This window comes from Ruegeria sp. YTSA072, assembly GCF_059610285.1.
The window spans coordinates 161,109-184,102 of sequence record NZ_JBXWNI010000006.1; the positions used below are offsets into that span (position 1 = coordinate 161,109).

Below are 22,994 nucleotides of genomic sequence, written 5' to 3' on the forward strand. Positions count from 1 at the left end.
ATCTAGTGGTAGGTAACTTTTAGATTGATGAGCAGATGCCCAAAACGGAAAAACCCCTGTCAGAAACTGCCAGCCGTATTTTGGATGTGGCCGAGCGTATGGCGCGACAAGGCGGGTATTATGCCTTCAGTTTTCGCGACATCGCGTCTGAAATCGGCATCAAATCGGCCAGCATTCACTACCATTTTCCCACCAAGGAAGCTTTGGGCGAGGCGCTGGTGACCCGGTACACTGATCGGTTCCTGGGGGCGTTGGGACGGTTGGACGAAGCCACGCCCTTGGAATCTCTCGAACAATATGTCGCGGCATATAGACAAGCATTGATCGAACAGGACCTGATGTGCCTGTGCGGTATGTTTGGTGCTGAAATCGCAAGGTTGCCAGACCCGGTCGCCAGACGGACTCGCGAGTTTTTCGAGCGCAATCTCGTATGGCTGGAAACGGTTTTCCGGGCCGCAGGGGCCGCGAATCCCGAAGCCCGAGCAGGGGAAACGATTGCCCGCCTGGAAGGAGCGATGATTCTGGCGCGGTCGATGAACGATATGGACCTGTTCCAAAGCGTCACTGCCGATTTGCCTGCCCAAGCGTTGCGAGAATGACAAACGGCCTTGCGAGGTTCAGCAGGAACGATATCTTGCGGCCTGTGCCATTTCAAGAAAGGACAGGTCATGCCGAACCCAACCGCAGCAATGCTTGTGATCGGGGATGAAATCCTGTCGGGACGCACGCGGGATGCAAATACGAACTACCTTGCGCAAGAGCTGACCAAACAGGGCATTGACCTGAAAGAAGTGCGTATGGTCAGCGATGATCCAACCGCCATCGAAGAAGCCGCCCAAGCGCTGTCCGACCGCTTTGATCATGTGTTCACCAGTGGCGGAATAGGCCCGACCCATGACGATATCACAGCCGACTGCATTGCCCGCGCCTTTGGTGCATCGATTGACGTGCGCGCCGACGCCCGAGCGCTGTTGGAGCGGCACTATGAGAACTCCGGGTTGGAACTGAACGCAGCGCGCCTGCGTATGGCGCGTATTCCGGATGGGGCGACATTGATCGATAATCCCGTTTCGACCGCACCAGGGTTCACGCTTGGGAATGTGCATGTGATGGCGGGTATCCCCACAATCTTTCAGGCCATGATCGCCAGCGTTCTGCCAAAGCTGACCGGTGGCGATCCCCTGTTGTCGCAAACGCTGCGGATCAACCGGGGTGAAGGTGAAATCGCCTCGATCCTGTCCGCACTGGCCGAAGATTTCCCGGATCTCGCCATCGGCAGCTATCCGTTTCAGGTGAACGGCGTATTCGGCTCTAACGTTGTGATTCGGGGTGCCAACGGATCACAAATTGATGCGGCGACGACCCGGTTGGCGAAAGAGCTGGAGCTTTGAGCGTTGACTGGGCTGACATCGTCGACGGCACCTGGCCAGCGGCTGGGTATAGTACTTTAGGCCCGTTTCGCCTGCGGCAAGGATTGGGTGGCGGTTCGCGAGTTTCCTCTGCCAATGCGCTGGCTCCGGCGACTGATGCGGAAATAAATGACGCCGAACAGGCAATGCGCGCGATGGGTCAGCGGCCTATTTTCTGCCTGCGACCGGGCGACGAAGGGTTGGATAAGCAGCTTGCGGATCAGGGCTATGACATTCTTGATCCCGTCAACATCTACCAATGCCCGGTCGACCACCTGACCGATACGCCCATCCCTCGGGTCACCGCCTTTACCATCTGGAGTCCGCTGGCGATCATGAACGAGATCTGGGCGCAGGGCGGGATCGGGCCAGAGCGGCTGGCCATCATGGACCGCGCCGACGGGCCTAAAACGGGGATATTCCTACGTCATTCCGATCACCCGGCGGGGACCGGTTTTGTCGCCATTCACGACGACGTCGCCATGGTTCATGCGCTGGAAATCTTACCGGCCTATCGCCGTCAGGGCTTGGGAAAGTGGGCCATGCGCGCAGCTGCAATCTGGGCACAGAAGAACGGCGCAAAAACGCTAAGTGTGATCTGCACTAAGGCCAATGACGGGGCAAATGGTCTCTACCATGTGCTCGGGATGGAGATCACCGGCGAATACCATTACCGTCAGCTTGTCCAAGGAGAGTGACCAACGTGACCGATCAAACCCTGCCCACCGCACTGGACCTGCCGATGGTGGACCCGCTGCCGCCTGAGACGCAGAAGTACTTTGAAATATGTGTCGAAAAACTGGGCTTTGTGCCCAATGTTCTGAAAGCTTATGCGTTCGACATCGACAAGCTGAACGCGTTCACGGCGAACTACAACGATCTGATGCTGGGCGACAGCGGATTGTCAAAACTGGAACGCGAAATGATTGCGGTGGTCGTGTCCGCGATCAACAAGTGCTTTTACTGTTTGGTGGCCCACGGCGCGGCCGTCCGACAATTGTCGGGCAATCCGCAACTGGGCGAGATGCTGGTTATGAACTACCGCGTGGCCCCACTGGACAACCGCCAACGCGCCATGCTGGATTTTGCTGCCAAGATGACGACCGCCAGTACCGAGATCGAAGAACCTGATCGTCAACGTCTGCGCGATGTTGGGTTCAGCGACCGGGACATTTGGGACATTGCCAATGTGACCGGCTTTTTCAACATGTCGAACCGAGTGGCCAGCGCAACTGCGATGGCCCCGAACGACGAATACCACGCGCAGGCCCGATGATCCGAACTGCTGCCCTATTCCTGATGGTCATGGCCGGTCAGGGTCTTGCGCAGAACCTGACGTTGCCCTCCGGCGCGCGGCTGGTCAGCGAGCGGACCAGTGAATTGGACAGCTATGAGCTGCCAATCGGCCCTTTCGCTGACGGTGCGGTGCCCGCAAGAGAGGTAGAAGGCAAGGTCGCGCGGTTTACTTGGCGGCTCCAATCCGGCTCTAGCACTACGTTGCAATTGCTGGCCCCGTTGCGAGATCAGATCGCTGCACAAGGGTACGAAATCTTGCTTGAGTGTCAGGCCAAAACGTGTGGCGGGTTCGATTTTCGTTTTGGCACCGAGGTCGTGCCCACACCCGACATGTATGTTGCCATTCAGGACTATCGCTTTTTGTCCGCCATTCGGGGGGGCAATGTCGTCAGCCTGTTGGTCAGCCGCAATCCGCCTGACGGGTATGTGCAGATGATCCGGGTCACACCGGTGGGTGCAGAGGTTCCACCCCCGCTTGTGATTGACGAGCCGGTCACGTCGCCCAGCGACCTGTTGGCCGAATTGGAACAAAACGGTCACACAATATTGGAAGATCTTCATTTCCGCACCGGAGAGATGACGTTGGGCGAGGGGCCCTTTGCGTCGCTGAAATTGGTTGCGGAGTTTCTGGACAAAAACCAAAACATCCGGCTGGCACTTGTGGGTCACACCGATGACACGGGCGCGCTGGATGCCAATATCTCGGTCAGTACCGGCCGTGCGCAGGCCGTGCGTGCCCGGTTGATCCAGGTGCATGGGATCGCGGCAGACCGGGTCGAAGCGCGCGGGATCGGCTATCTGGCCCCGCTCACCTCGAATGCCACGCCGGAAGGCCGCGACTTGAATCGCCGGGTCGAGGCGGTCTTGCTGATCAACTAAAGCCTGCGGTGCAGATGAAATCAAGATCTGCAAAAAAAGGGCCCACGCAATTGGCGCGGGCCGTACAGTTTACCGAGGTTAACTCACCAGTCCATCGGACCTTTTTCGTGAAAGGCGCCGACGAGAAAATCTATGAATGCTCGCACCTTGGGCTGTGTAAATCGCCCGGGCGGGTAAACGGCGTATACGCCCTGAACTTCGTCCGGCAGCGATGGCATGGCGTCTACAACTGCACCGGATTTCAGCGCTTCTGCGTACAGATAGCTGGGCAGATATGCGATCCCCAGACCAGAGATGGCGGCGTTCAACAGGGATTGCCCATCGTTCACGCTCAGCCACCCTGCGGTGCGAACCTGTCTTTTTTCACCCGACGGCGCGGTCAGCCTCCACACGTTGCCAGAAGACTGGCTGGAGTAATGCAGCAGCTTGTGTTCGTTCAGATCGTCAATTTTCTGCGGTCGGCCGAATTTCTCGACATAGCTGGGCGCCGCAACCATCCGTTTGACAGTTTCTGTCAGTTTACGGGCGCGCAGGGTGCTGTCTTCCAGCTCACCAATCCGGACGGCCACATCGAACCCTTCTGAAATCAACTCGACGTAGCGGTTGTTCAGAACCATGTTCACTGTGATATCAGGATAGGCCGCCAGAAAATCCGACAGAACCGGAGACAGATGATTGACGCCGAAATCTGTTGCAACGCTGATCCGAAGCAGACCCGAGGGGGCGGATTGCATCGAAGTCACGAGCGCATCAGCCTCGCCCGCATCATTTAGAACGCGCTGTGCGCGATCGTAATATGCCAGGCCAATTTCCGTCGGCGACACGCGCCGGGTCGTGCGGTTCAGCAGCCGTGCGCCCAGACGGGCCTCGAGGCTGGAAACATGCTTTGACACGGCCGATTTGGAGATGCCCATTTTCTTGGCCGCATCGGTGAAGCCACCTTGGTCCACCACATTGGCAAAGGCTTCCATTTCGGTCAGTCGGTCCATTCTCATTCCCCAGGTCTTAGTCCTTTTTTCCAACCTGACGTCCAATCTAGGCGGAAACAGGGCGGACATGGGATAATATCAGGGTTTCAATTCGGATCGTTTGCATATGGGAAACGCGGAAACGATGGTTTCCTAGATGGCCACAAAGCCTGTAAGCCAAGGGTTTTGGGTGATTTCGGCCAGATATGCTAGGGTGACAATGGCAAATTTGTGACCACGGAGGAGATCATGAAAGCCATTTATACCATCGCAGCCATATGTCTGTCCGCAACCCTTGTATGGGCGGGTGGCGAGACGCCGTCGAACCCAGACGCACGGGTCTATTTTGTAAACCTGTCGGATGGCGACACGGTTTCATCGCCGGTGACCGTGGTCTTTGGGTTAAGCGGGATGGGCGTGGCCCCCGCCGGAACCGAGGCGGAAAACACCGGGCACCACCATTTGCTGATCGACCGCCCGCCATTGGGTGAGGGCGAGGACGGTGTGGACGAGCTGACCTATGGTCTGCCTGCGGACGACAACCATCTGCATTTCGGCGGGGGACAGACCGAGGTGACAACGGAATTGGCCCCTGGACCGCACACGCTGCAACTGGTGCTGGGCGATGCCGGGCATGTGCCACACTCCCCTCCTATTGTGTCCCAGGTGATTACGATTACGGTCGAGTAATCGCGTGCCTCCACGGCGCAGGCAACTATGCCACGTCGGGCAATAGGAAAATACGGCGCGCCAGCGCCGAATTCAGCCGTTCTTGTGGATACCATTGGCTGAGGGCTGTCTTGGCCATCAAATCGGGGTTTTCCGCAATGAATGCCTCGAAAGTGCTGGATTGTGAACTGGCAAGACGCTCTGCGATCAGGCTAATGAATGCGTAAGTGATCGTCAGGTTGAACTTATCCGGGGCGCCGGCTTTGGCCGCAAGTGTTCGGATCCCTTTGGCGTAGATCGCCGCGGCATCGATGAAATCGTACTTTCGCAGCAGGTCATATGCGACCTGTACATGTTCGGCATGTCCGAACGTTGTGTTATCGATGGCGTGTGCCTCAAACGCGCTGGTGATGTCGGTGCTCATTCTCCGTCCTCCTTGAAACGGTGGCTGTCCTCGGCTGTCCAGTCGAGGTCGTAGACACTTTTGAGCTGTTTGATCTTCTCCAGCGTTTCCTCGGAAAACGCCGGCTTGTTTTCAAAACTGTGCAAGGCGATGCCCTCGATTAGATCGCCGAGGGTCATATCCAACGACTCTGCCAGTCCTTTGAGGACTTTCAGCAGGCGCTTTTCGATTCGAATTCCCGTCTGGGTGCGTTCTATTTTCTGACTCATTGTGTACATATGTACATTGATACCATTGGAGTCAAGCGGCACAAAAAAAGCCGCCTCTTTCGAGACGGCTTCCTGCAGGTCAATTGAGGTGTTGCTTTAGAACGTTGCCGCCAGTCGCGTGCCTTGATTGATCGCCCGTTTGGCGTCCAGCTCTGCCGCCACATCTGCCCCGCCGATCACGTGCGGAGTGATGCCGCGTTCGATCAGCGCATCCGCCAGGCTGCGCTCGGATACCTGACCGGAACACAGAACGATGGTGTCCGCCGCAATCACGGTCGGGTCGGCACGTTCCTCACCAAAGCTGACATGCAGGCCGTCTTCGTCGATGTGCTCGTAATTCACGCCGCCCACAAAATTGACGTCCTTCATCTTTAGCGTAGCGCGGTGAATCCAGCCGGTTGTTTTACCCAGACCTTTCCCATGCGCCTGTTTCTTGCGCTGCAACAGAGTGACCTCACGCGCAGGTACCGCAGGTTGCGGACCCTCAGGTGCCAGGCCCGAGCGGTGTTCGGCCGGGTCTGTGACGCCCCATTCCTTCATCCATGCGGGCAGGTCGGTGGTAACGCTGTGGCCGTCTTCCAGCAGGAATTCGGACACATCAAACCCGATGCCGCCGGCACCGATCACGGCGACTGACTTACCGACATCCGCCTTTTCGCGCAGTACGTCGATATAATTGATGACGTTGTCCCGATCCTGACCCGGGATTTTCGGATCGCGCGGAATGACACCGGTAGCGATAACCACCTCGTCAAAGCCGGTCAGGTCGTCAGCGCTGACTTCGCGGTTCAGCTCTACCTTCACACCCAGATCGGTCATCATGGTGCGGTACCAATCGACCAGTCCCCAGAACTCTTCTTTGCCCGGAACCTGCTTGGCCATGTTCAATTGGCCGCCAATCTCCGAGGCGCGATCGAACAGGGTCACGTCGTGTCCGCGCTGGGCTGCGGTCATCGCGGTGGATAATCCCGCGGGGCCGGCGCCGACAATGGCAATCGTCTTTGGCGCTTCAGCTGTGGTGATTTCCAATTCGGTCTCATGGCAGGCGCGTGGGTTCACAAGGCACGAGGTCAACTTGCCGCTAAAGGTGTGGTCCAGACACGCCTGGTTGCAGGCGATGCACGGCGCAATCTGTGCCGCGTTACCTGCAATTGCCTTGTTGACGAAATCTGCATCGGCGAGCATCGGACGGGCCAGAGACACCATGTCGGCGCAACCCGTCGACAGGACCTCTTCGGCGACCTCGGGTGTGTTGATCCGGTTCGAGGTGATTACCGGAATCGACACCTTACCCATCAGTTTTTTCGTTACCCAGGCAAAGGCCGCGCGCGGAACGCTGGTGGCGATGGTCGGAATGCGTGCTTCGTGCCAGCCGATGCCGGTGTTGATGATCGTGGCACCGGCCTCTTCGATACGCTGGGCCAGTTCAACGACCTCTTCATGGGTCGAGCCATTGGGGATCAGGTCGATCATCGACAGGCGATAGATGATAATGAAATCGGTGCCCACGGCTTCACGCGTGCGGCGAACGACTTCGATCGGCAGGCGCATACGGTTCTCATAGGACCCGCCCCAATGGTCGGTACGCTTGTTGGTGTGTTTCACAATGAACTGGTTGAGGAAATATCCCTCGGACCCCATGATCTCGACCCCGTCATAACCCGCTTTCCGGGCTAGAACGGCAGCGTTCACGATGTCGCTGATCTGTTTCTCGATACCTTCCTCGTCCAGCTCATTCGGCGGGAAGGGCGAGATCGGGGATTTCACCGGGCTGGGGGCCACACATTTCGGACCATAGGCATAGCGACCCGCATGCAGGATCTGCATGGCGATCTTGCCGCCCGCCTCATGAACGCGCTGGGTCACGATGGAGTGGTTCGCGACCTCTTTGTCATTTGTCATCATCGACGCGCCGGGCAGCACCGATCCTTCAAGGTTCGGACCAATCCCACCTGTCACCATCAGCGCGACGCCTCCGCGTGCCCGGTCAGCGTAAAACTCGGCCACTCGGTTCCAGTCGCCGGTTTCCTCAAGACCTGTGTGCATCGACCCCATCAGGACGCGGTTCTTCAAAGTGGTAAAGCCCAGATCCAGTGGGGCCAGCATATTTGGGTACGCAGTCATGGCGAACTCTCCCTCCCGATTTGTCGACGCTAGATTGACCTTCGCGTCAACGTTGTCACGCGAAACCTAACGTCACACCCTTTGCTGGCGCCTTGGGGCTTGATACAGACGTCTCAAAGCACATTCACGAGGCTGCACATGACCCCCGAAGAGATCGCCAAACTGCCCTATCGCCCCTGCGTGGGGCTTATGCTGATGAATACCGAGGGCAAGATTTTCGTCGGTCAGCGCAATGATCGCCACAAGGATGCATGGCAAATGCCTCAGGGCGGCGTGGACAAGGGCGAAGATCCACGGGATGCAGCTCTGCGTGAGCTGTGGGAAGAAACCGGCGTAACCTCGGACTTGGTCGAGATCGTGGCTGAGACGGACGGCTGGCTGCCTTATGATCTGCCACACGACATCGTGCCGAAAATCTGGAAGGGCCGTTATCGCGGGCAAGAGCAGAAATGGTACCTGCTGCGATTTACCGGCCAGGACGACCAGATCGACATCCAGACCGAGCACCCGGAATTCATCAAGTGGAAATGGCAGGAGCCCGGTCAGCTGATTGACGAGATCGTGCCGTTCAAACGTGAGGTTTACCGACAGGTGGTTGCCGCCTTTGCCGATTACTTGGGCTTTGGGCGCTAACCAAAGCCTTGGGGCTTGAAGCGAACGCGTGCGGCAGGTCCTTTGGGGTCCAGTTCGAACAAATCGTCGCGCGCGGTCAGGTATCCGCGCCAGTTCTTTTCGGGATACGTACTGATCTTGATATCGTGTAACCGACGCATACGCACGTTTAGATCGGCGATGGGTATGCCTTGCCCATTCTGGCTGCCCTGAGAAATTACAGTCTGGATTTTTCTGTCGAGGTCGGACGCCTCGGAGGCTCGGCTTTGCTGAAGCTCAACAAACACAGTGCAATTATCCCGAACGTGCTGTGGTGCTTTGGCTTCGCCAACGCCGACTGTCCTGACGCCGAATTCGCGTAGCCGCCGATGCAGGTGCGTAAAGTCGCCGTCCGAGCTGACGATCACCATGGCATCGATGCCCCGGTTCAAGACGAACTCGATTGCGTCGATACATAATAGAATATCTGAGGCGTTCTTGCCCGTGCCGCTATGGATCAGGTGATATTCGCTGGCCTCATGCCACGCCGAAGAAACCTGAGCATTCATATAAACCCGTGCGACGTCGATACGCCCATATTTCTGAGCGATCCGGCCAACGTCTTTTTTGTAAGTGGCGCTGATATTGTCGCCGTCCACCAAAACAGCTACGCGAAGTGTCATAAAAAATCCGGAATTAATTTAATTGGCGATGAGATACATCGACACTGAGGCAAATTTTTGGCGTTGTAGCTGGCAACCTCGCCTTGCCAAAATCGCGCCGGCAGACCTGCAAAATCGGTTCCTACAAACGTGCGGAGTACGAGCAGGTGGTTGCCGCCTTTGCCGATCACCTGTCATAAAGCGGCATGCAGATTGAAGACATCTGGCCCAAGTACCGCGCGCGCCTGAAGGCGTTTCTGCATTCGCGTGTGTCCAACACCGCGGATGTGGAAGACCTGTTGCAAGAGATCTCGGTCAAGGTCTTCACCGGTTTGCCCAACCTGAAAGACCCTGCCAAACTGCAGCCGTGGTTGTTTCAAACGGCCGAACGCACGATCATCGACCATTACCGAAAATCCGGCCGTGTCGAGGCGCATCCGGATGATCTTTGGTATCACCGGGATGATCCGGAAACGCGTCAGGATCTTGAGGGATGCGTCGAACCTTTCATTCGCGGATTGCCGCAGGAAACCGCGGACATGCTGATGGCAATCGACATCAATGGCGTGTCCCAACAGGATTATGCACAGGCGCAAGGGCTGGCCTATTCAACACTCAAATCCCGGGTTCAAAAGGGCCGGGCAGAGCTGCGAAAAGCGTTCGAAGATTGCTGCAATATCTCGGTGGATGTGCGGGGCAATATCTCAGACGTTCAGATAAAACCAAAATCCTGCAAAAAATGTTGATTTGATCGTCGTCTTTTTGGCGCGGGCTTCGTCTGACAGATGAAACCAGCAAAAGGAAAGACAAATGATCCGTATCATCAGTTTCAAAATCTGCCCCTTCGTTCAGCGCGTCACTGCGCTGTTTGAAGCCAAGCAGGTGCCCTATCAGATCGACTATATCAGCCTCAGCGACAAGCCGGACTGGTTTCTGCACCTGTCGCCGACAGGTCAGGTTCCGATTCTGGTGACCGAAGGTGGCACGGCACTGTTTGAGTCGGACGCGATTGCCGAATACCTCGACGAAGTGACCGCGCCGCTGCAGCCCGACCTGACACCGGAACAGCGCGCCCTGAGCCGCGCGTGGAGCTATCAGGCCAGCAAGCATTATCTGGTTCAGTGCAGCGCAATGCAAAGCGCGGATCAGGCGATCTTTGCGGATCGGACGACCAAGCTGAACGCCTCGTTCGCAAAGGCGGAAAAGCAGCTTGGGGACGGCCCGTTCTTTACGGGTGAGGCGCTGGGCAATGTTGATATGGCGTGGTTGCCGTTGCTTCATCGCGCTGCAATTGTGGCTGATCACAGCGGGCACGATATGTTGGCTGACTATCCCAAGGTGAAAGCGTGGCAACAAGCTCTGCTGGCAACTGGTATCCCTGAGAAAACCGTGTCCGAGGATTTTGCCACCAAGTTTGCGGACTTCTATCTAGCAGAGCGGACGTGGTTGGGGCGGGGTGCGAACCTGAACGAAGCACTTGCAACCGCTCCGTTGAAACAATCCGGCGGGTGCTGCGGGTGATTCACTCACTAAGCCGCACGTTGGCGTGAGGGGGCGTGGCCGCATCTGATCGACCTGTCTAGCTTGACGGGTATGAAGGACACGGCCCCAACTCTCTCTTCTGTAAAACCCGCCGGACGCAAGTTTACCGGCACCGACCGTCGCGCGCCTTTGCGCGGCGGTCTGCAAGGGTGCGGCGAATATGGCGCAGGGCAGACGGCAGGCCGGTTCTACCCCATCGCCTGCGTCGCGCTTGAGGTCACACAACGCTGCAATCTGGATTGCACACTGTGTTATCTCTCGGACCGGGCCGAGATGACCTATGACCCACCGCTGCCGGTTCTGTTTGCGCGTCTTGCAACGATCCACAGCCACTATGGCCCCGGTGTCTCGGTCCAGTTGACGGGGGGTGATCCGACCCTGCGCAAGGTGGAAGATCTTGAGGCGCTGTGCCGCGAAATTCGCCGCCTGGGCATTCGGTCGTGCCTGATGACCAACGGCATTCGCGCCAGCCGGGCGTTTCTGACGCGGCTTGCGGCGGCGGGGTTGGATGACGTGGCCTTTCACGTCGACATGACGCAGGAGCGCAAGGGGTTCAACAGCGAGACTGAGTTAAATGTGGTGCGCCGCGCCTATATCCGGCACACGCGTGGGCTGGGCCTGCGGGTGTTGTTCAATACAACCGTTTTCGGCGGCAACTTCGATGAATTGCCTGCGCTGGCGCGGTTCATGCGAGACTGCCCCGAGGTCGCCTTTGTGTCCTTTCAGATGCAAGCCGATACTGGGCGCGGGGTGTTGCGCGAGCGTCCCGACGCGATCACGCAGGACAGTGTCATGCGTGCCGTCGAGGTCGGATATGAAACGCCCCTGCATTTCGACACGGCTGCCGTAGGGCATTCGAAATGCAATCGCTATGCAAGTGTTGTGACTGCCGGTGGGCGCGCGGTTTCGGTTCTGTCCGCCAAACGCCTGACACAGAAAGTGATCGCCGCGCTAAGCCGGGCCGACCAATCAACCGACGGCCATATCGACACTCGTGACAGCGTCCGGCGTATGGCACGGCGCAACCCTCTATTGGCGCTGCGGGCGGGCTTGCATCTGCTGAGATGCGTGCTGCATTTGGGCAGAGGTTTATTGCGGGGACCTGTCCGTCGGCAGTCAGTGTTTATCCACAATTTTATGGCCGCCGATGCGCTCGAAGAAGACCGCTGTGCGTCTTGCGTCTTCATGGTCGCTACTGCGAACGGGCCGATGTCCATGTGCGTTCACAACGCGCAGCGTGACATGCATCTGGCCGCGCCAGACCGGGTTGACGGGCCGTCTGGACCAAGCTGGTGGAATGCCGCCGTTCCCCGCCTGTCGGGTGGACCCGATCTGCCGGATCTGAGCGATCCCGGGCTGGCCCCACTCAAGCGGCTCAAGGGGCAGTTGCGGGCCACGCGCCGGAACCAAAAGGACGTATCATGAGAAAACTTCTGATCCTGCTGTTGCTTCCGGTTTTGACCGCATGCGCAAGTGTCGAGCGTCTGGCCTTGCCCGCCCCCGAGGCATTGCCAGGACAGACCCTGACCAGATTTGCGTCCCCGCCGGGCGAAAAGGTTGATCACCGCGACTGGACAGCTTTCCTGCACCGTTATGTCGTAGCCGACGGGAAGGGCGTGAACCGGGTAACTTACGGGCAGGTGACACAGGCAGATCGCGCGCGCCTGGACGAATATCTGGTCGATCTGCAAGCCATTGACCCCGCGCGGCTGACACGTGATCAGCAACTGGCGTATTGGATAAACTTGTACAATGCGCTGACGGTGGATGTGGTTCTTGAAAACTATCCCGTTGCTTCGATCCGCGACATCAAGGATGGGCCATTATCGATTGGGCCGTGGAATCAACCTCTGGCGCGGGTGGCCGGGCAGGAGTTGACCCTCAATGACATCGAACACCGCATTATTCGGCCCACATTCGGCGAACCGCGCATCCACTATGCGCTGAACTGCGCCGCTGTGGGCTGCCCTAACCTGATGGATCGCGCCTGGCAGGCCGAGACATTGGAGCGCGATTTCGCCGCTGCCGAGCACGCCTATATCAACGATCCGCGTGGCGTGCAGTTCGACCAACGCGGCGGATTGATCCTGTCAAAGATCTTTATCTGGTTCCGCGAGGATTTCGGACCGAATGAAAAATCCGTGCTGGCCTACATCGCGACCGCAGCGGAACCCGAGCTGCGCGCCCGTCTTCAGCAGACGCCGCGTGTCAAAGCGTATCAGTATAACTGGGCTTTGAACGACGCGGCGGCTGGATCTTAATCAGCGGATTACAGCAACCCTTCGGCGCGCAGCAGGTCCTGCATGTTCGCCTCGGGGCGCGGGCCGATGTGACTGATGACCTCGCGGGCGCAGATATTGCCGATCTTGGCGCAGGCTTCGTGATCGCGGCCTGTGGCCATGCCAAACAGGAAGCCGGCGGCAAACTGATCGCCCGCACCGGTTGCGTCCACGGGCACGACTTTCTCGACCGGTACGTCGACGCGTTGCCCGTCGCTTAGGACAGTCACGCCGTCGCCGGAGCGGGTGCATACGACAAGCGGGCAGATCGCGGCGGTTTTGGCCAGCGCCTCTTCCAGATCGCCGGTTTCGAACAGGGATTTGATTTCGGCCTCGTTGCCGATGACGAAATCAAGTTCGTTTTCGATCAGCAGCAGGAAATCGACACGGTGGCGTTCCACACAGAAGGGGTCGGAAATGGCGATACCCGCCTTGCCGCCACCTTTGTGGCACGCGCGCGCGGCCTCTAGAAACGCAGCTTTGCCCTTTTCCTTGTCGAACAGATACCCCTCAAGGAACATGATCTGGCTGTTGCCTGCGACGTCATCCGATACGTCCTGCGACGACAGTTCCGAGGAAATCCCCAGATAGGTATTCATTGACCGTTCCCCATCGGGCGAGACAAAAATCATCGAGCGCGAGGTCGGCAGTTCGCCACCCGGAACCGGAGGGTTCACGAAATCAACGCCGTCCTCGTTCATCGCATCCGCGTAAAACCGGCCCAGAGCGTCATCATGAACCCGCCCGATAAACGCTGAATCCAGCCCCAGCGCACCTGCGCCGGCGATGGTGTTGGCGACCGAGCCACCCGGCGTCTGTACGCGGCCTTCCATCGAGGCATAGAGGACCTCGCCACGCTCCTGCTCGATCAGCTGCATGATGCCTTTTTCAATGCCCATCAACTCCAGGAAACTGTCGTCGGCTTGGGAAATCACGTCCACAACTGCGTTTCCGATGCCGGTCAGTTGGTAGGTTTTCATAGGTTCTTGTCCTCAAATTCGCAGAGATCGCGGATGATGCAGGTGCCGCACATGGGTTTGCGCGCCTTGCAGTGATAGCGGCCATGCAGGATTAGCCAGTGATGCGCATGCAGCTGAAAGTCGGTTGGGATATTGTCTTCGATGGCGCGTTCGACGGCGTCCACATTCTTACCGGGGCAAATGCCGGTGCGATTTCCAACACGGAAGATATGCGTGTCCACCGCCTGTGCCGGATAACGCCACCACATGTTCAGAACCACATTGGCCGTCTTGCGACCGACACCCGGTAGCGATTGCAATGCTGCACGGGAATTGGGTACCTCGCCGTCATAGTCGTCGACCAGAATACGGCTGAGCTTAATGACGTTCTTCGCCTTTTGCCGAAACAGACCGATGGTTTTGATGTGTTCAATCAGACCTTCTTCGCCCAGATCCAGCATCTTTTGCGGCGTGTCGGCGATCTTGAACAACGCACGGGTGGCCTTGTTCACACCGACATCGGTTGCCTGCGCAGACAGCGCCACGGCGACGACCAGAGTATAGACGTTGACATGCGCAAGCTCGCCCTTGGGTTCGGGGTCGGCTTCCTGAAAGCGCGTAAAGATCTCGCGGATCCGGTGATATCCGAGTTGTTTTGCCATCCGCGTCTTAATGCCGTTCGGGGCGCGTCGATACAAGTCCAAAGCTAATGCGCAAGTTCCGGGTCGCGAGGGCGTAACCTGCGCGCTATGGTTTGGTCAAGAATATGAGGTAATAGCCATGAACGTCCAGACACCGGAAAGCGGATACCACTACAACGTCATGCGCCGCGCGATCGACCTGATTGATCAGGGAGGCGAGGGCCTGAGCCTGGAAGAGCTAGCCCGCCAGATGGATATGAGCCCGGCGCATTTCCAGCGCCTGTTCTCGCGTTGGACCGGGGTGTCGCCGAAACGCTACCAGCAATATCTGACCCTGGGCCACGCCAAGGCATTGTTGCGGGAACGGTTTACCACGTTGGAAACCGCACACAACGTCGGCCTGTCCGGCAGTGGCCGTCTGCACGATTTGTTCCTGAAATGGGAATCCATGAGCCCCGGCGAATACGCGCGCAGGGGCGTCGGGCTGACCATCTATTGGGGCTGGTTCGAATGCCCCTTTGGCCCGGCACTGGTCATGGGAACCGATAAGGGTATCTGCGGCATGGCTTTTGGTGCTGAAACCGGTGAAGAGGCCGCGATGGAGGATATGATCTCACGCTGGCCCAAGGCCGAGTTCATAGAAGATCCAATGCGTCTGCGCCCTTGGGTTCTAAGTGCTTTTGGCGCGGCAAGCGACCGGTTGGAACCTACGCCGCTGTACCTCATTGGCTCGCCCCTGCAAATCAAGGTTTGGGAGGCGCTGATGCATATCCCGTCAGGCCAGGTCACTACCTACTCTGAGATTGCGCAACGTGTGGGATCGCCGCAAGCCGTGCGTGCCGTGGGAACCGCGGTTGGTCGCAACCCGGTTAGCTGGCTGATCCCATGCCACCGGGCGCTCCGCAAATCCGGTGGGCTGGGTGGCTATCACTGGGGCTTGCCGGTCAAACGCGCAATGCTGGCATTCGAGGCCGCTCAGGCCGACGCATAGTCACGCCAAAAACAAACTTTGCGCTGCTGCATCCTGTGATAGTGAGATTCTATGAAGCAGGACAGCAGGCAGATCACACAGACATTCGCGGCGTGGGCCATTCCGGTTTCGGTAGCGGTTTTGCTGCTGAAACTGCTGGCCTGGTGGGTGACTGGCTCGGTGGCTCTGCTATCGGATGCCCTGGAATCAGTGGTGAATGTGGCGGCTGCCCTGCTTGCATTTTTCGCGGTGCGTATATCTGGCATGCCGCCAGACAAAAAGCACCCGTTCGGGCATAAGAAGGCCGAGTACCTGTCGGCCGTGGTCGAAGGGACGCTGATTGTTCTGGCCGCGCTGCTGATCATTCGTGAAGCCGTTTTCGCATTGCCTGATCCGCATCTGGCCGGGGAACCGTTCCTGGGCATTGCCATAAATGTGGGCGCGACGTGCCTGAATGGTATCTGGGCGTTTCTGCTGTTGCGGGTTGGGCGACGAGAATCCTCACCGGCGTTGGAGGCGAGCGGAAAGCACATATTAACCGACATTATGACCTCGGTCGGTGTTGTTGTCGGGTTGCTGATAGCGATGGCGACAGGTTGGTTGATCCTTGATCCCATTATCGCGATTCTGGTGGCCGTCAATATTCTGTGGGAGGGGTGGAAGGTTATCCGCAGCTCGGTCGACGGGTTGATGGATGCTTCGCTGATCGACGGAGAATTGACGTCTGTCCGCGAAACAATCGAAGCCAATTTAGGCCCGGCGCTTGAGTATCATGATCTGCGCGGTCGCAGGTCAGCCAACATGATTTTCGTTGAGTTTCACCTTGTCGTCGACGGTGCCATGTCGGTCGCGGCCGCGCATGACATCTGCGACGATATCGAGGCGGCCCTGAACAGGAAGTTTCCGGGGTCAGTCTTTGTCATCCATCTGGAACCGGACAGCGAGTTGAAAAGTGCCAGAGCCTGATTGACAGACACATCCGCCAGTGCGAAATGTCGCCCTCAGGTTCGGGTCCCCTGCCGTTCGCAGCCATTTGGCATTGGTGAAACCCGGTTGATGAACATCTGTTGCCCTTTTCTGGCGCGCGGATGGTAATGCGAACTCCGTCCTGACTTGGCGCCCGTTTAAGGAAACGAGGCAAGAAATGACACGTTCAAACAATATTGCTCCACTTGAGGAGCTAAAAGCGCAGGCAAAACGACTGCGCGACAGGCTGCGCGGTGCGGGGGTTACGCTCTCGCATAGTGAATCGCTGGAATTGCTGGCGCATCAACATGGGGTGCGCGATTGGAATACGTTGCACGCCATGGCCGGAAATCGCATGCATTTGCGTGTTGGTGACCGGGTTGAAGGGTTCTATCTGGGTCAGCCGTTCAGGGCGGAGATCCGTGGTATGACCCTGTTGGGTGACGGGTCGCATCGGCGCGTTACCTTACACTTTGACACCCCCGTGGATGTCGTTCAATTCGACAGCTTCTCGGCCTATCGGCAACGCGTAACCGGTGAGATTGGTTGGGATGGCCGATCCACGCGACATACCTCGGACGGCCAACCGCAACTGATCGTGCGACCTAGGTAAAGAAAAAGGCGCGGCGGATAACCACCGCCGCGCCCTTTTGTTAAGTTCTAGTCTGGCGTCACTCTGCTGCCCAGCCACCCACGGCTTTGACCTCAAGGAAGTCCTCTAACCCCCACAAGCCGCCCTCGCGCCCGTTTCCGGACTGTTTCATGCCGCCAAACGGTGAACCTGCACTGCGCGACTGGCCATTCATTTCAACCATGCCGGACCGCAGTACCCGCGCCATTCGATTGGCCCGCGCGCCGTCTTGTGTCTGAACGTAATTGGTCAGGCCGTATGGCGTGTCGTTGGCAATCTCCACCGCCTCTTCTTCAGTGTCGAAGGGGATCATAGTCAGGACGGGGCCAAAGATCTCTTCGCGCGCGATGTTCATCTGGTTATTGGCGTCGGCAAAGACGGTCGGGCGTACATAATAGCCCTTGTTCAACCCCTCGGGACGCCCGGTGCCTCCCGTCACCAATCGGGCTCCTTCGTCGATACCTTTCTGGATCAGGTCTTGAATTTTGGTCCACTGAAGCTCGTTCACGACGGGACCGATGTGACGTCCTTCTTCCTGCGCGCTACCGACCGAAACCATGCTGGCCACCTCGGCCGCGGTTTCCACGGCCTGATCATAGATCGGGCGTTGAACCAGCATGCGGCTAGGCGCATTACAGCTTTGGCCGGTGTTGTTCATCATGTGCAGAACGCCGCGTTTGACAGCCTTTTCATCGGCATCGGCAAAGACCACGTTTGCGCCCTTACCGCCCAGCTCCAAGTGTACCTTCTTCAAAGTATCGGCAGCGCTTTTCGAGATCGCTGTGCCTGCGCGCGTCGAGCCGGTAAAGCTGACCATATCCACATCCGGATGCGCCGAAAGCTGGGAACCGACGCCCACGCCATCGCCGTTGACCAGATTGAACACACCGGCGGGGAAGCCGGCCTCATCCATCATCTCGGCAAAAATCATTGCGTTCAGCGGGCTTTGTTCGGAGGGTTTCAGAACCATGGTGCAGCCTGCAATCGCCGCCGCGCCAACCTTGAGCGTGACTTGGTTCATCGGCCAGTTCCATGGCGTGATCAGGGCGGCAACACCGACGGCCTCATAGATGATCCTGTCATTGGGCGCGTGATCGCCCAGCGGGCGGTCGAATTGGAACGCTTTGGCTGCGCGCACAAAGTTAGCAAGGTGATACATGCCCGCACCGGATTGCTGGGTGCGTGCCATGTCGATCGGCGCGCCCATCTCAAGCGACATCGCCTGTGCCAAATCCTCGGACCGGGATTGGTAAATCTCGATCAGTTTCTCGACCAGTGCGATGCGATCTTCGACCGGTGTGGCCATCCAGCCGGGCAGGGCGGCCTTTGCGGCAGCAACTGCGGCGTCGGTATCAGCTTGCGCGCCCAGTGAGATCACCGCGCAGGGTTCCTCGGTCGAGGGGTTGATCACCTCGAAATCATTCGCTGCAGATGGGGCGACCCATGTTCCGTCAATGTAGAAATTGCGTTTCTCGATCATCACGTATCCTCCTGATCCCGTGGCCCGGATGGCGGGAATTTGCGCCACTCTGGCACCGGCATATCGGTGTGGCAAGGCGCAATTTGATCAAATTAATTTCCTCAAAAATGAATACCCTTTCAAGCAGCTAATGGTTTAACAATGGCGCAGAGTTATTAGGTTTCCAGCAACCGACTCGGTTTGTTTCACAAAAAAGGAGATGCCCCATGGGTTTGCGCATCAATGACACCGTTCCGAATTTCACTGCAGAGACGGATCAGGGCACTGTTCAGTTCCATGACTGGATCGGTGACAGCTGGGCGATCCTGTTCTCACACCCCAAGGATTTCACGCCGGTCTGCACTACCGAGTTCTCGGCCGTTGCGCAGCTGAACGACGAATGGGCAGCCCGCAACACCAAGGTGATGGGCGTCTCAGTCGATGGCGTCGAGGACCACAAGAAGTGGAAGAAGGACATCGAGGCGTATGGCAACGCCAACCCCGGTTTTCCGATCATCGCTGATGACGGTCTGGCCGTGTCCAAGGCGTTCGACATGCTGCCCGCCGAGGCATACCTGCCCGATGGCCGTACGCCTGCCGACAGTGCAACCGTGCGTTCGGTGTTCATCATCGGCCCTGACAAACAGTTGAAACTGTCGATGACCTACCCGATGACCGTGGGCCGAAATTTTGCCGAAATCCTGCGCGCGCTGGATGGTCTGCAGATGAGTGCCAAGGGCGTGGCCACCCCCGCGAACTGGGTGCCGGGCGAAGACGTGATCATCCCGCCGGCCGTGTCGAATGATGAGGCAAAAGAAAAGTTCGGTGAGTTTGAAACCATCTTTCCGTATCTGCGTAAAACCAAAGCGCCCAGCTAAAGTAGCTCGGGCAGGGCGATAAGTTCTGCCCGATTCCAATCCGCCTTCAAGGGTGACTAAGCTGCGTATCGTTGAGGGTGCTGATACAGTTTCCGACGGTAGGCAGCGCGTTTGAACTCACGCGTTAGCTTGTCGGCCAGCGGCGGGCTTGCCTGTATGGTCGAACCGCCGATTTCTTGTGCGACTTCCTGATTGCCGCTTCCTTGCAAGGAAAGGATCGGCTGCCCAGTCACCCAGTGCATTTGCAGGAACGTGTCGACCGGTCGGTCAATCTGGTCGGTTACGGCAAGCAACCGCTCAGCCGCACGCCGCCCGACCACCTGGCAGACGCATTGCAAGCCAATGACTTTTGGCAGGATCAGACGCAATCCATTTTGCTTAATAAGCGTTCGTGCCGCATCCTCGCGTTGTTTCACGGGAATTCGGATATAGTGATCCGGGGTTGCAAGCGGATCCAGCATCTCTAACGCATAGGCCATACGACACGGATCTATGCGCAAATCATCCTCGGTAATGATAGCGCGGTCGATCTTTTCATCAACGAGCTTGCGCCAGATTCGCCGATGGCTCGCGAAAATTCCGATCTCCGCAGGGCGTAGCGGAAAAGGGTATCTGGGGCGATACAAATCGCCCGGAAACAATTGTACATCCGCGATTTGAGCGGGGTCCTTCCCATTGACGGCCTCGAAGAGTTCCGCGTTTGGCAGACTGGCACACAGCCTTTCGGCATTGGGTCGCCGCGCTGCGCTAGCTGTCATATGGATGACAAAAGTCCTCATGCCACAGTGCATAGAACACAGGGGCGGGAGGGGGAAGAGAAACCCGAAAGAAACACTTCCCCGTGATCCATCAGAAACCGTAACGCAGGCCGACATTGACGCTGAAGGCGTCGATGTCATCCTCGACAGTCCCCGTGGACGCGCCGTTCGGTGCCAGACGCGCCGAGGAAACGTCGAATGCGCGGGCATATCGGGTGTCCAGGGTCAGGGAGGTGTTTGGGCTGATCTCATAGGCTACACCGGCAATAATTTGCGCAGCAAAGGTGGTGTCGGTGTCGTTCAGTTCGACGCCCGGCCCGTAGACAAAGTCCAGATCAGAATAGGTGGCACCCAGACCCAGACCGACATAGGGCGTGAAGGCCCCTGCCTGTTTGAAATCGACCAGCACATTGGCGAACAGCGATGTCTGCGACACGTCACCCGAAATGTTGCCTTCTGCGCCGGGTCCGTTGCCTGAAAAATTGACGCCATCCACGTCGTTGTCGCGGTAGGACAGCTCCAGCTCGATCCGGGTGCCAAACTGATCGTTCGACCACTGCGGGATCTCTTTGCCGACCGCGATGCCCAGCCCATAGCCGCCATCGAAATCGGTATCCACTGACTGCGACGATCCATTGATTGTGCCGCTAAAGTCGCTGTCCTGCAGCTGGCTGTACCCGGCAAAGCCCTGAAGATAGAGACCATCCGACAGGCTCTGCGCGGCCAGCGCGGACGCGCTGATCGTCAAAGCTGTCGAGGCGAGAAGAAGACGCGTAACCATGACCATGTCCTTTGTTCCACATTTGTTATGGCGCACATGTGGGCAGTAGAGGCAGGAATGAAAGGCAACAGCCCTTCACTTCAATTCACAGGATATTGGGAACGTGTGAGTGAATAAGATCAGCACCGAGCTAAAACTTTGGTTCACGTTCTATGTGGTCGAATTCGGCTTTTCAGAACTGTTTGTCAGCAAAGGTTCGGAAAGCAGCTCATCAATGAAGTAGCTCAGCAATTGCACGCGTCCCGTGACTCCTGCCTTGCGATACACCGCGGCGCATTGCGCTTTGACCGTGCCTTCTTTGGTTTGCCGCAATGTCGCGATGTCCGCAATGGACAGACCCTTGATAGACAACAGGGCAACGTCGCGCTCGGCATCACTCAGGTTCCACTCAGTGAATTGAGAGACAATGAGTTGAGCAAACGCGCCCTGCGCGACATTCAGCTGTCGCTGCATGTCGCGCACACGCCTGTTCTGGGACCTGATCAGTGCAATCGTCGCGGCAAGGCCGCCGATCAATGCCAGCGCCAGAACCAGTTCGAAACTATGCAGGTGGCGAAAGCCCGCGCTTTCCCCACCAGTCCAGTCCAACATCGCGTCGGTCACGAAAAAGGCGGCGCAGACGGCCTGCACCACCAGAAGGAGCCAAAGCAATGACGTTTGTGAAAGCTTCATGAGGCTCCTGAGAGTTTGTCGGGTCAGTCATCGTCCTTTTCGAGTTCGATGGCAGTTACCACGCCGTCGGTCTCGGACAGGACAAGTTCAGTTTCTACGCCATCCTTGATGAGTTCAACCTCGATCTCACCGTCTTCGAATTCGATCTCTTCAATCTGGTATCCCTGCGCCTCTAGGGTCGTGCGGATATCAGCCTCACTGGTGCCCAGTTTGTCGCCCAGTCCGACATTGGCCAGTGCAAGAACCGGCGCTGTTGCAATCAATCCGGTCAGTGTCAGCAGTTTCAAGGTTTCCATTTTACATCTCCTTTTTGTGTCTCGGTGACGGGATGGAACTGGGGGCAAGCCGAGTGCGCTGCGATTGGCTTTTGGTTGAAACGCAGGGAATTGGACCAAGGTTTATCCCGGAAAATGCGGATTCAGGTCGCCTGGTTCTGCATTTGCCCGAATTGTGCTAGGGTTATGCGGGGGAAATCTACAGGCATTTAAACACGGCGTCGGGCGTTCAGACTGTGTAAAACAGGAGAAGACGATGGAATTCACAGATTGGTACGTTGAAGGCGAAGCATTCGGGAACTGCAATTGCGGCTATGCCTGCCCTTGCCAGTTCGAAGAATTACCAACCCATGGAAATTGCCGCGGCTTTGAGGTGCTTGAGGTTTCCAAAGGGCATTTTGGCGACACCGACCTTGCTGGCACAAAAGCTGCGCTGATCTACGCCTGGCCCGGCCCGATCTTTGAGGGCGGCGGCCAGATGCAGGTGATCATCGACCCAAGCGCCTCGGACGCGCAACGGGCCGCATTGGAAAAGGTCTTTCACGGTGAAGAGACCGAGGAAATGGCAACCCACTGGCATGTCTTCCGCACGATGTGCGACACCGTTCACGAGACCCTGTATGTGCCGATTGATTTTGAGATGGACATGGATGGGCGCACCGCCAAAGTCTCAATCGGTGAGGTGCTGAGCTCAACCGGCCGTCCCATCGAGGCCCCACATGGTGGTGGCCCGCATCGTGTACGGATCGACATTCCCGGTGGTATAGAATTCACCCTGGCCGAGATTGGCAGTGCATCGACCAAGGCAGATGCGGCGATCAAACTGGATTTGAACGACAGTTATGGGCAGTGGCATGTGATGAAACACGGGCCGTCTGGCGTGGCGCACTGACGTTCTGGGTATTTGACTTGT

General features: G+C 57.6%; 28 protein-coding genes. 16 read left to right on the top strand and 12 right to left on the bottom strand.

Annotation, left to right across the window (positions count from 1 at the left end):
* The first annotated feature begins 35 nt into the window (after positions 1 to 35).
* The 5 genes from AC2FIB_RS12565 to AC2FIB_RS12585 all read left to right on the top strand — a co-directional run bounded on the left by AC2FIB_RS12565 (position 36) and on the right by AC2FIB_RS12585 (position 3,584).
* A complete protein-coding gene (locus tag AC2FIB_RS12565) occupies positions 36 to 599 on the top strand; it encodes a TetR/AcrR family transcriptional regulator (protein ID WP_496735010.1) in 564 nt (187 codons plus the stop codon).
* Positions 600 to 668: 69 nt separating this feature from the next.
* Positions 669 to 1,391, top strand: coding sequence for a competence/damage-inducible protein A (locus tag AC2FIB_RS12570; RefSeq protein ID WP_496735008.1), 723 nt, complete (start codon positions 669 to 671; stop codon positions 1,389 to 1,391).
* Positions 1,388 to 2,107 (top strand): GNAT family N-acetyltransferase, encoded by a 720-nt coding sequence (locus tag AC2FIB_RS12575; RefSeq protein ID WP_496842196.1) that lies wholly within the window; start codon positions 1,388 to 1,390, stop codon positions 2,105 to 2,107. The genes AC2FIB_RS12570 and AC2FIB_RS12575 overlap by 4 nt, the downstream gene beginning before the upstream one ends.
* Positions 2,108 to 2,112: 5 nt before the next feature.
* On the top strand, positions 2,113 to 2,685 hold the full coding sequence (locus AC2FIB_RS12580; RefSeq protein ID WP_496777278.1) for a peroxidase-related enzyme: 573 nt from the start codon (positions 2,113 to 2,115) through the stop codon (positions 2,683 to 2,685).
* The gene (locus AC2FIB_RS12585) at positions 2,682 to 3,584 is read left to right on the top strand and encodes an OmpA family protein (protein WP_496842197.1); all 903 of its coding nucleotides are present in this window, start codon (positions 2,682 to 2,684) and stop codon (positions 3,582 to 3,584) included. Before AC2FIB_RS12580 ends, AC2FIB_RS12585 begins: the two co-directional genes overlap by 4 nt.
* An 83-nt stretch (positions 3,585 to 3,667) precedes the next feature.
* On the opposite strand, the gene AC2FIB_RS12590 is transcribed toward AC2FIB_RS12585, so the two are convergent.
* Positions 3,668 to 4,573, bottom strand: coding sequence for a LysR family transcriptional regulator (locus tag AC2FIB_RS12590; protein ID WP_496735005.1), 906 nt, complete (start codon positions 4,571 to 4,573; stop codon positions 3,668 to 3,670).
* A gap of 228 nt (positions 4,574 to 4,801) precedes the next feature.
* Between AC2FIB_RS12590 and AC2FIB_RS12595 the strand changes: the two genes are divergently transcribed.
* Positions 4,802 to 5,242, top strand: a complete 441-nt coding sequence (locus AC2FIB_RS12595) for a DUF4399 domain-containing protein (RefSeq protein ID WP_496735004.1) — start codon at positions 4,802 to 4,804, stop codon at positions 5,240 to 5,242.
* Between the two features lie 25 nt (positions 5,243 to 5,267).
* On the opposite strand, the gene AC2FIB_RS12600 is transcribed toward AC2FIB_RS12595, so the two are convergent.
* Genes AC2FIB_RS12600 through AC2FIB_RS12610 form a run of 3 tightly spaced genes read right to left on the bottom strand, consistent with a single transcriptional unit; the run spans position 5,268 to position 8,017 of the window.
* On the bottom strand, positions 5,268 to 5,645 hold the full coding sequence (locus AC2FIB_RS12600) for a hypothetical protein (protein ID WP_496735002.1): 378 nt from the start codon (positions 5,643 to 5,645) through the stop codon (positions 5,268 to 5,270).
* Positions 5,642 to 5,935: a hypothetical protein gene (locus tag AC2FIB_RS12605; RefSeq protein ID WP_496735001.1), complete on the bottom strand. Its 294-nt coding sequence runs from the start codon at positions 5,933 to 5,935 to the stop codon at positions 5,642 to 5,644. The genes AC2FIB_RS12600 and AC2FIB_RS12605 overlap by 4 nt, the downstream gene beginning before the upstream one ends.
* 54 nt (positions 5,936 to 5,989) lie before the next feature.
* Positions 5,990 to 8,017 (bottom strand): 2,4-dienoyl-CoA reductase FMN-binding domain-containing protein, encoded by a 2,028-nt coding sequence (locus AC2FIB_RS12610; RefSeq protein ID WP_496735000.1) that lies wholly within the window; start codon positions 8,015 to 8,017, stop codon positions 5,990 to 5,992.
* 138 nt (positions 8,018 to 8,155) lie between these two features.
* Here AC2FIB_RS12610 and AC2FIB_RS12615 point away from each other — a divergent pair, with 138 nt between their 5' ends.
* The gene (locus tag AC2FIB_RS12615; protein ID WP_496734998.1) at positions 8,156 to 8,650 is read left to right on the top strand and encodes an RNA pyrophosphohydrolase; all 495 of its coding nucleotides are present in this window, start codon (positions 8,156 to 8,158) and stop codon (positions 8,648 to 8,650) included.
* Here AC2FIB_RS12615 and AC2FIB_RS12620 read toward each other — a convergent pair.
* Positions 8,647 to 9,291: an NYN domain-containing protein gene (locus tag AC2FIB_RS12620; RefSeq protein WP_496842198.1), complete on the bottom strand. Its 645-nt coding sequence runs from the start codon at positions 9,289 to 9,291 to the stop codon at positions 8,647 to 8,649. The genes AC2FIB_RS12615 and AC2FIB_RS12620 overlap by 4 nt on opposite strands.
* Before the next feature lie 185 nt (positions 9,292 to 9,476).
* Between AC2FIB_RS12620 and sigZ the strand changes: the two genes are divergently transcribed.
* From sigZ to AC2FIB_RS12640, 4 genes are all read left to right on the top strand, one after another.
* Positions 9,477 to 10,016: an RNA polymerase sigma factor SigZ gene (gene sigZ, locus AC2FIB_RS12625; RefSeq protein WP_496734994.1), complete on the top strand. Its 540-nt coding sequence runs from the start codon at positions 9,477 to 9,479 to the stop codon at positions 10,014 to 10,016.
* A gap of 64 nt (positions 10,017 to 10,080) precedes the next feature.
* Complete coding sequence (locus AC2FIB_RS12630; protein WP_496734992.1) at positions 10,081 to 10,791, top strand: glutathione S-transferase family protein; 711 nt, start codon at positions 10,081 to 10,083, stop codon at positions 10,789 to 10,791.
* 72 nt (positions 10,792 to 10,863) lie between these two features.
* The gene (locus tag AC2FIB_RS12635; RefSeq protein WP_496734990.1) at positions 10,864 to 12,237 is read left to right on the top strand and encodes a radical SAM protein; all 1,374 of its coding nucleotides are present in this window, start codon (positions 10,864 to 10,866) and stop codon (positions 12,235 to 12,237) included.
* Positions 12,234 to 13,073, top strand: a complete 840-nt coding sequence (locus AC2FIB_RS12640; RefSeq protein ID WP_496734989.1) for a DUF547 domain-containing protein — start codon at positions 12,234 to 12,236, stop codon at positions 13,071 to 13,073. Before AC2FIB_RS12635 ends, AC2FIB_RS12640 begins: the two co-directional genes overlap by 4 nt.
* Positions 13,074 to 13,081: 8 nt before the next feature.
* Here AC2FIB_RS12640 and AC2FIB_RS12645 read toward each other — a convergent pair whose 3' ends face one another.
* Entirely contained in the window at positions 13,082 to 14,071 is a 990-nt protein-coding gene (locus AC2FIB_RS12645; protein WP_282170192.1) for an adenosine kinase, read from the bottom strand.
* A complete protein-coding gene (gene nth, locus AC2FIB_RS12650; RefSeq protein ID WP_496734987.1) occupies positions 14,068 to 14,712 on the bottom strand; it encodes an endonuclease III in 645 nt (214 codons plus the stop codon). Before nth ends, AC2FIB_RS12645 begins: the two co-directional genes overlap by 4 nt.
* 118 nt (positions 14,713 to 14,830) lie before the next feature.
* Between nth and AC2FIB_RS12655 the strand changes: the two genes are divergently transcribed.
* The 3 genes from AC2FIB_RS12655 (at position 14,831) to AC2FIB_RS12665 (ending at position 17,240) form a co-directional block, all read left to right on the top strand.
* On the top strand, positions 14,831 to 15,682 hold the full coding sequence (locus AC2FIB_RS12655) for a methylated-DNA--[protein]-cysteine S-methyltransferase (protein WP_496734986.1): 852 nt from the start codon (positions 14,831 to 14,833) through the stop codon (positions 15,680 to 15,682).
* A gap of 51 nt (positions 15,683 to 15,733) precedes the next feature.
* Complete coding sequence (locus tag AC2FIB_RS12660) at positions 15,734 to 16,627, top strand: cation diffusion facilitator family transporter (RefSeq protein WP_496734984.1); 894 nt, start codon at positions 15,734 to 15,736, stop codon at positions 16,625 to 16,627.
* A 178-nt stretch (positions 16,628 to 16,805) separates the two neighbouring features.
* Positions 16,806 to 17,240, top strand: coding sequence for a glyoxalase superfamily protein (locus tag AC2FIB_RS12665; protein WP_496734983.1), 435 nt, complete (start codon positions 16,806 to 16,808; stop codon positions 17,238 to 17,240).
* Between the two features lie 58 nt (positions 17,241 to 17,298).
* Here AC2FIB_RS12665 and AC2FIB_RS12670 read toward each other — a convergent pair whose 3' ends face one another.
* A complete protein-coding gene (locus tag AC2FIB_RS12670) occupies positions 17,299 to 18,738 on the bottom strand; it encodes an aldehyde dehydrogenase family protein (RefSeq protein ID WP_496734981.1) in 1,440 nt (479 codons plus the stop codon).
* A 206-nt stretch (positions 18,739 to 18,944) separates the two neighbouring features.
* On the opposite strand from AC2FIB_RS12670, the gene AC2FIB_RS12675 reads away from it, so the two are divergent.
* Positions 18,945 to 19,595, top strand: coding sequence for a peroxiredoxin (locus AC2FIB_RS12675; RefSeq protein WP_058274981.1), 651 nt, complete (start codon positions 18,945 to 18,947; stop codon positions 19,593 to 19,595).
* A 56-nt stretch (positions 19,596 to 19,651) separates the two neighbouring features.
* Here the strand turns inward: AC2FIB_RS12675 and AC2FIB_RS12680 are convergent, their stop codons facing one another.
* The 4 genes from AC2FIB_RS12680 to AC2FIB_RS12695 all read right to left on the bottom strand — a co-directional run bounded on the left by AC2FIB_RS12680 (position 19,652) and on the right by AC2FIB_RS12695 (position 22,102).
* A complete protein-coding gene (locus AC2FIB_RS12680) occupies positions 19,652 to 20,386 on the bottom strand; it encodes a glycosyltransferase family 25 protein (protein WP_496842200.1) in 735 nt (244 codons plus the stop codon).
* A gap of 58 nt (positions 20,387 to 20,444) precedes the next feature.
* Positions 20,445 to 21,134 (bottom strand): outer membrane protein, encoded by a 690-nt coding sequence (locus AC2FIB_RS12685; protein ID WP_496734978.1) that lies wholly within the window; start codon positions 21,132 to 21,134, stop codon positions 20,445 to 20,447.
* A gap of 150 nt (positions 21,135 to 21,284) precedes the next feature.
* Complete coding sequence (locus tag AC2FIB_RS12690) at positions 21,285 to 21,806, bottom strand: helix-turn-helix transcriptional regulator (protein ID WP_496734976.1); 522 nt, start codon at positions 21,804 to 21,806, stop codon at positions 21,285 to 21,287.
* A 23-nt stretch (positions 21,807 to 21,829) separates the two neighbouring features.
* On the bottom strand, positions 21,830 to 22,102 hold the full coding sequence (locus AC2FIB_RS12695) for a PepSY domain-containing protein (protein WP_282119574.1): 273 nt from the start codon (positions 22,100 to 22,102) through the stop codon (positions 21,830 to 21,832).
* A gap of 235 nt (positions 22,103 to 22,337) precedes the next feature.
* Between AC2FIB_RS12695 and AC2FIB_RS12700 the strand changes: the two genes are divergently transcribed.
* Positions 22,338 to 22,973, top strand: coding sequence for a DUF1326 domain-containing protein (locus AC2FIB_RS12700; RefSeq protein WP_496734973.1), 636 nt, complete (start codon positions 22,338 to 22,340; stop codon positions 22,971 to 22,973).
* Positions 22,974 to 22,994 lie beyond the last annotated feature (21 nt).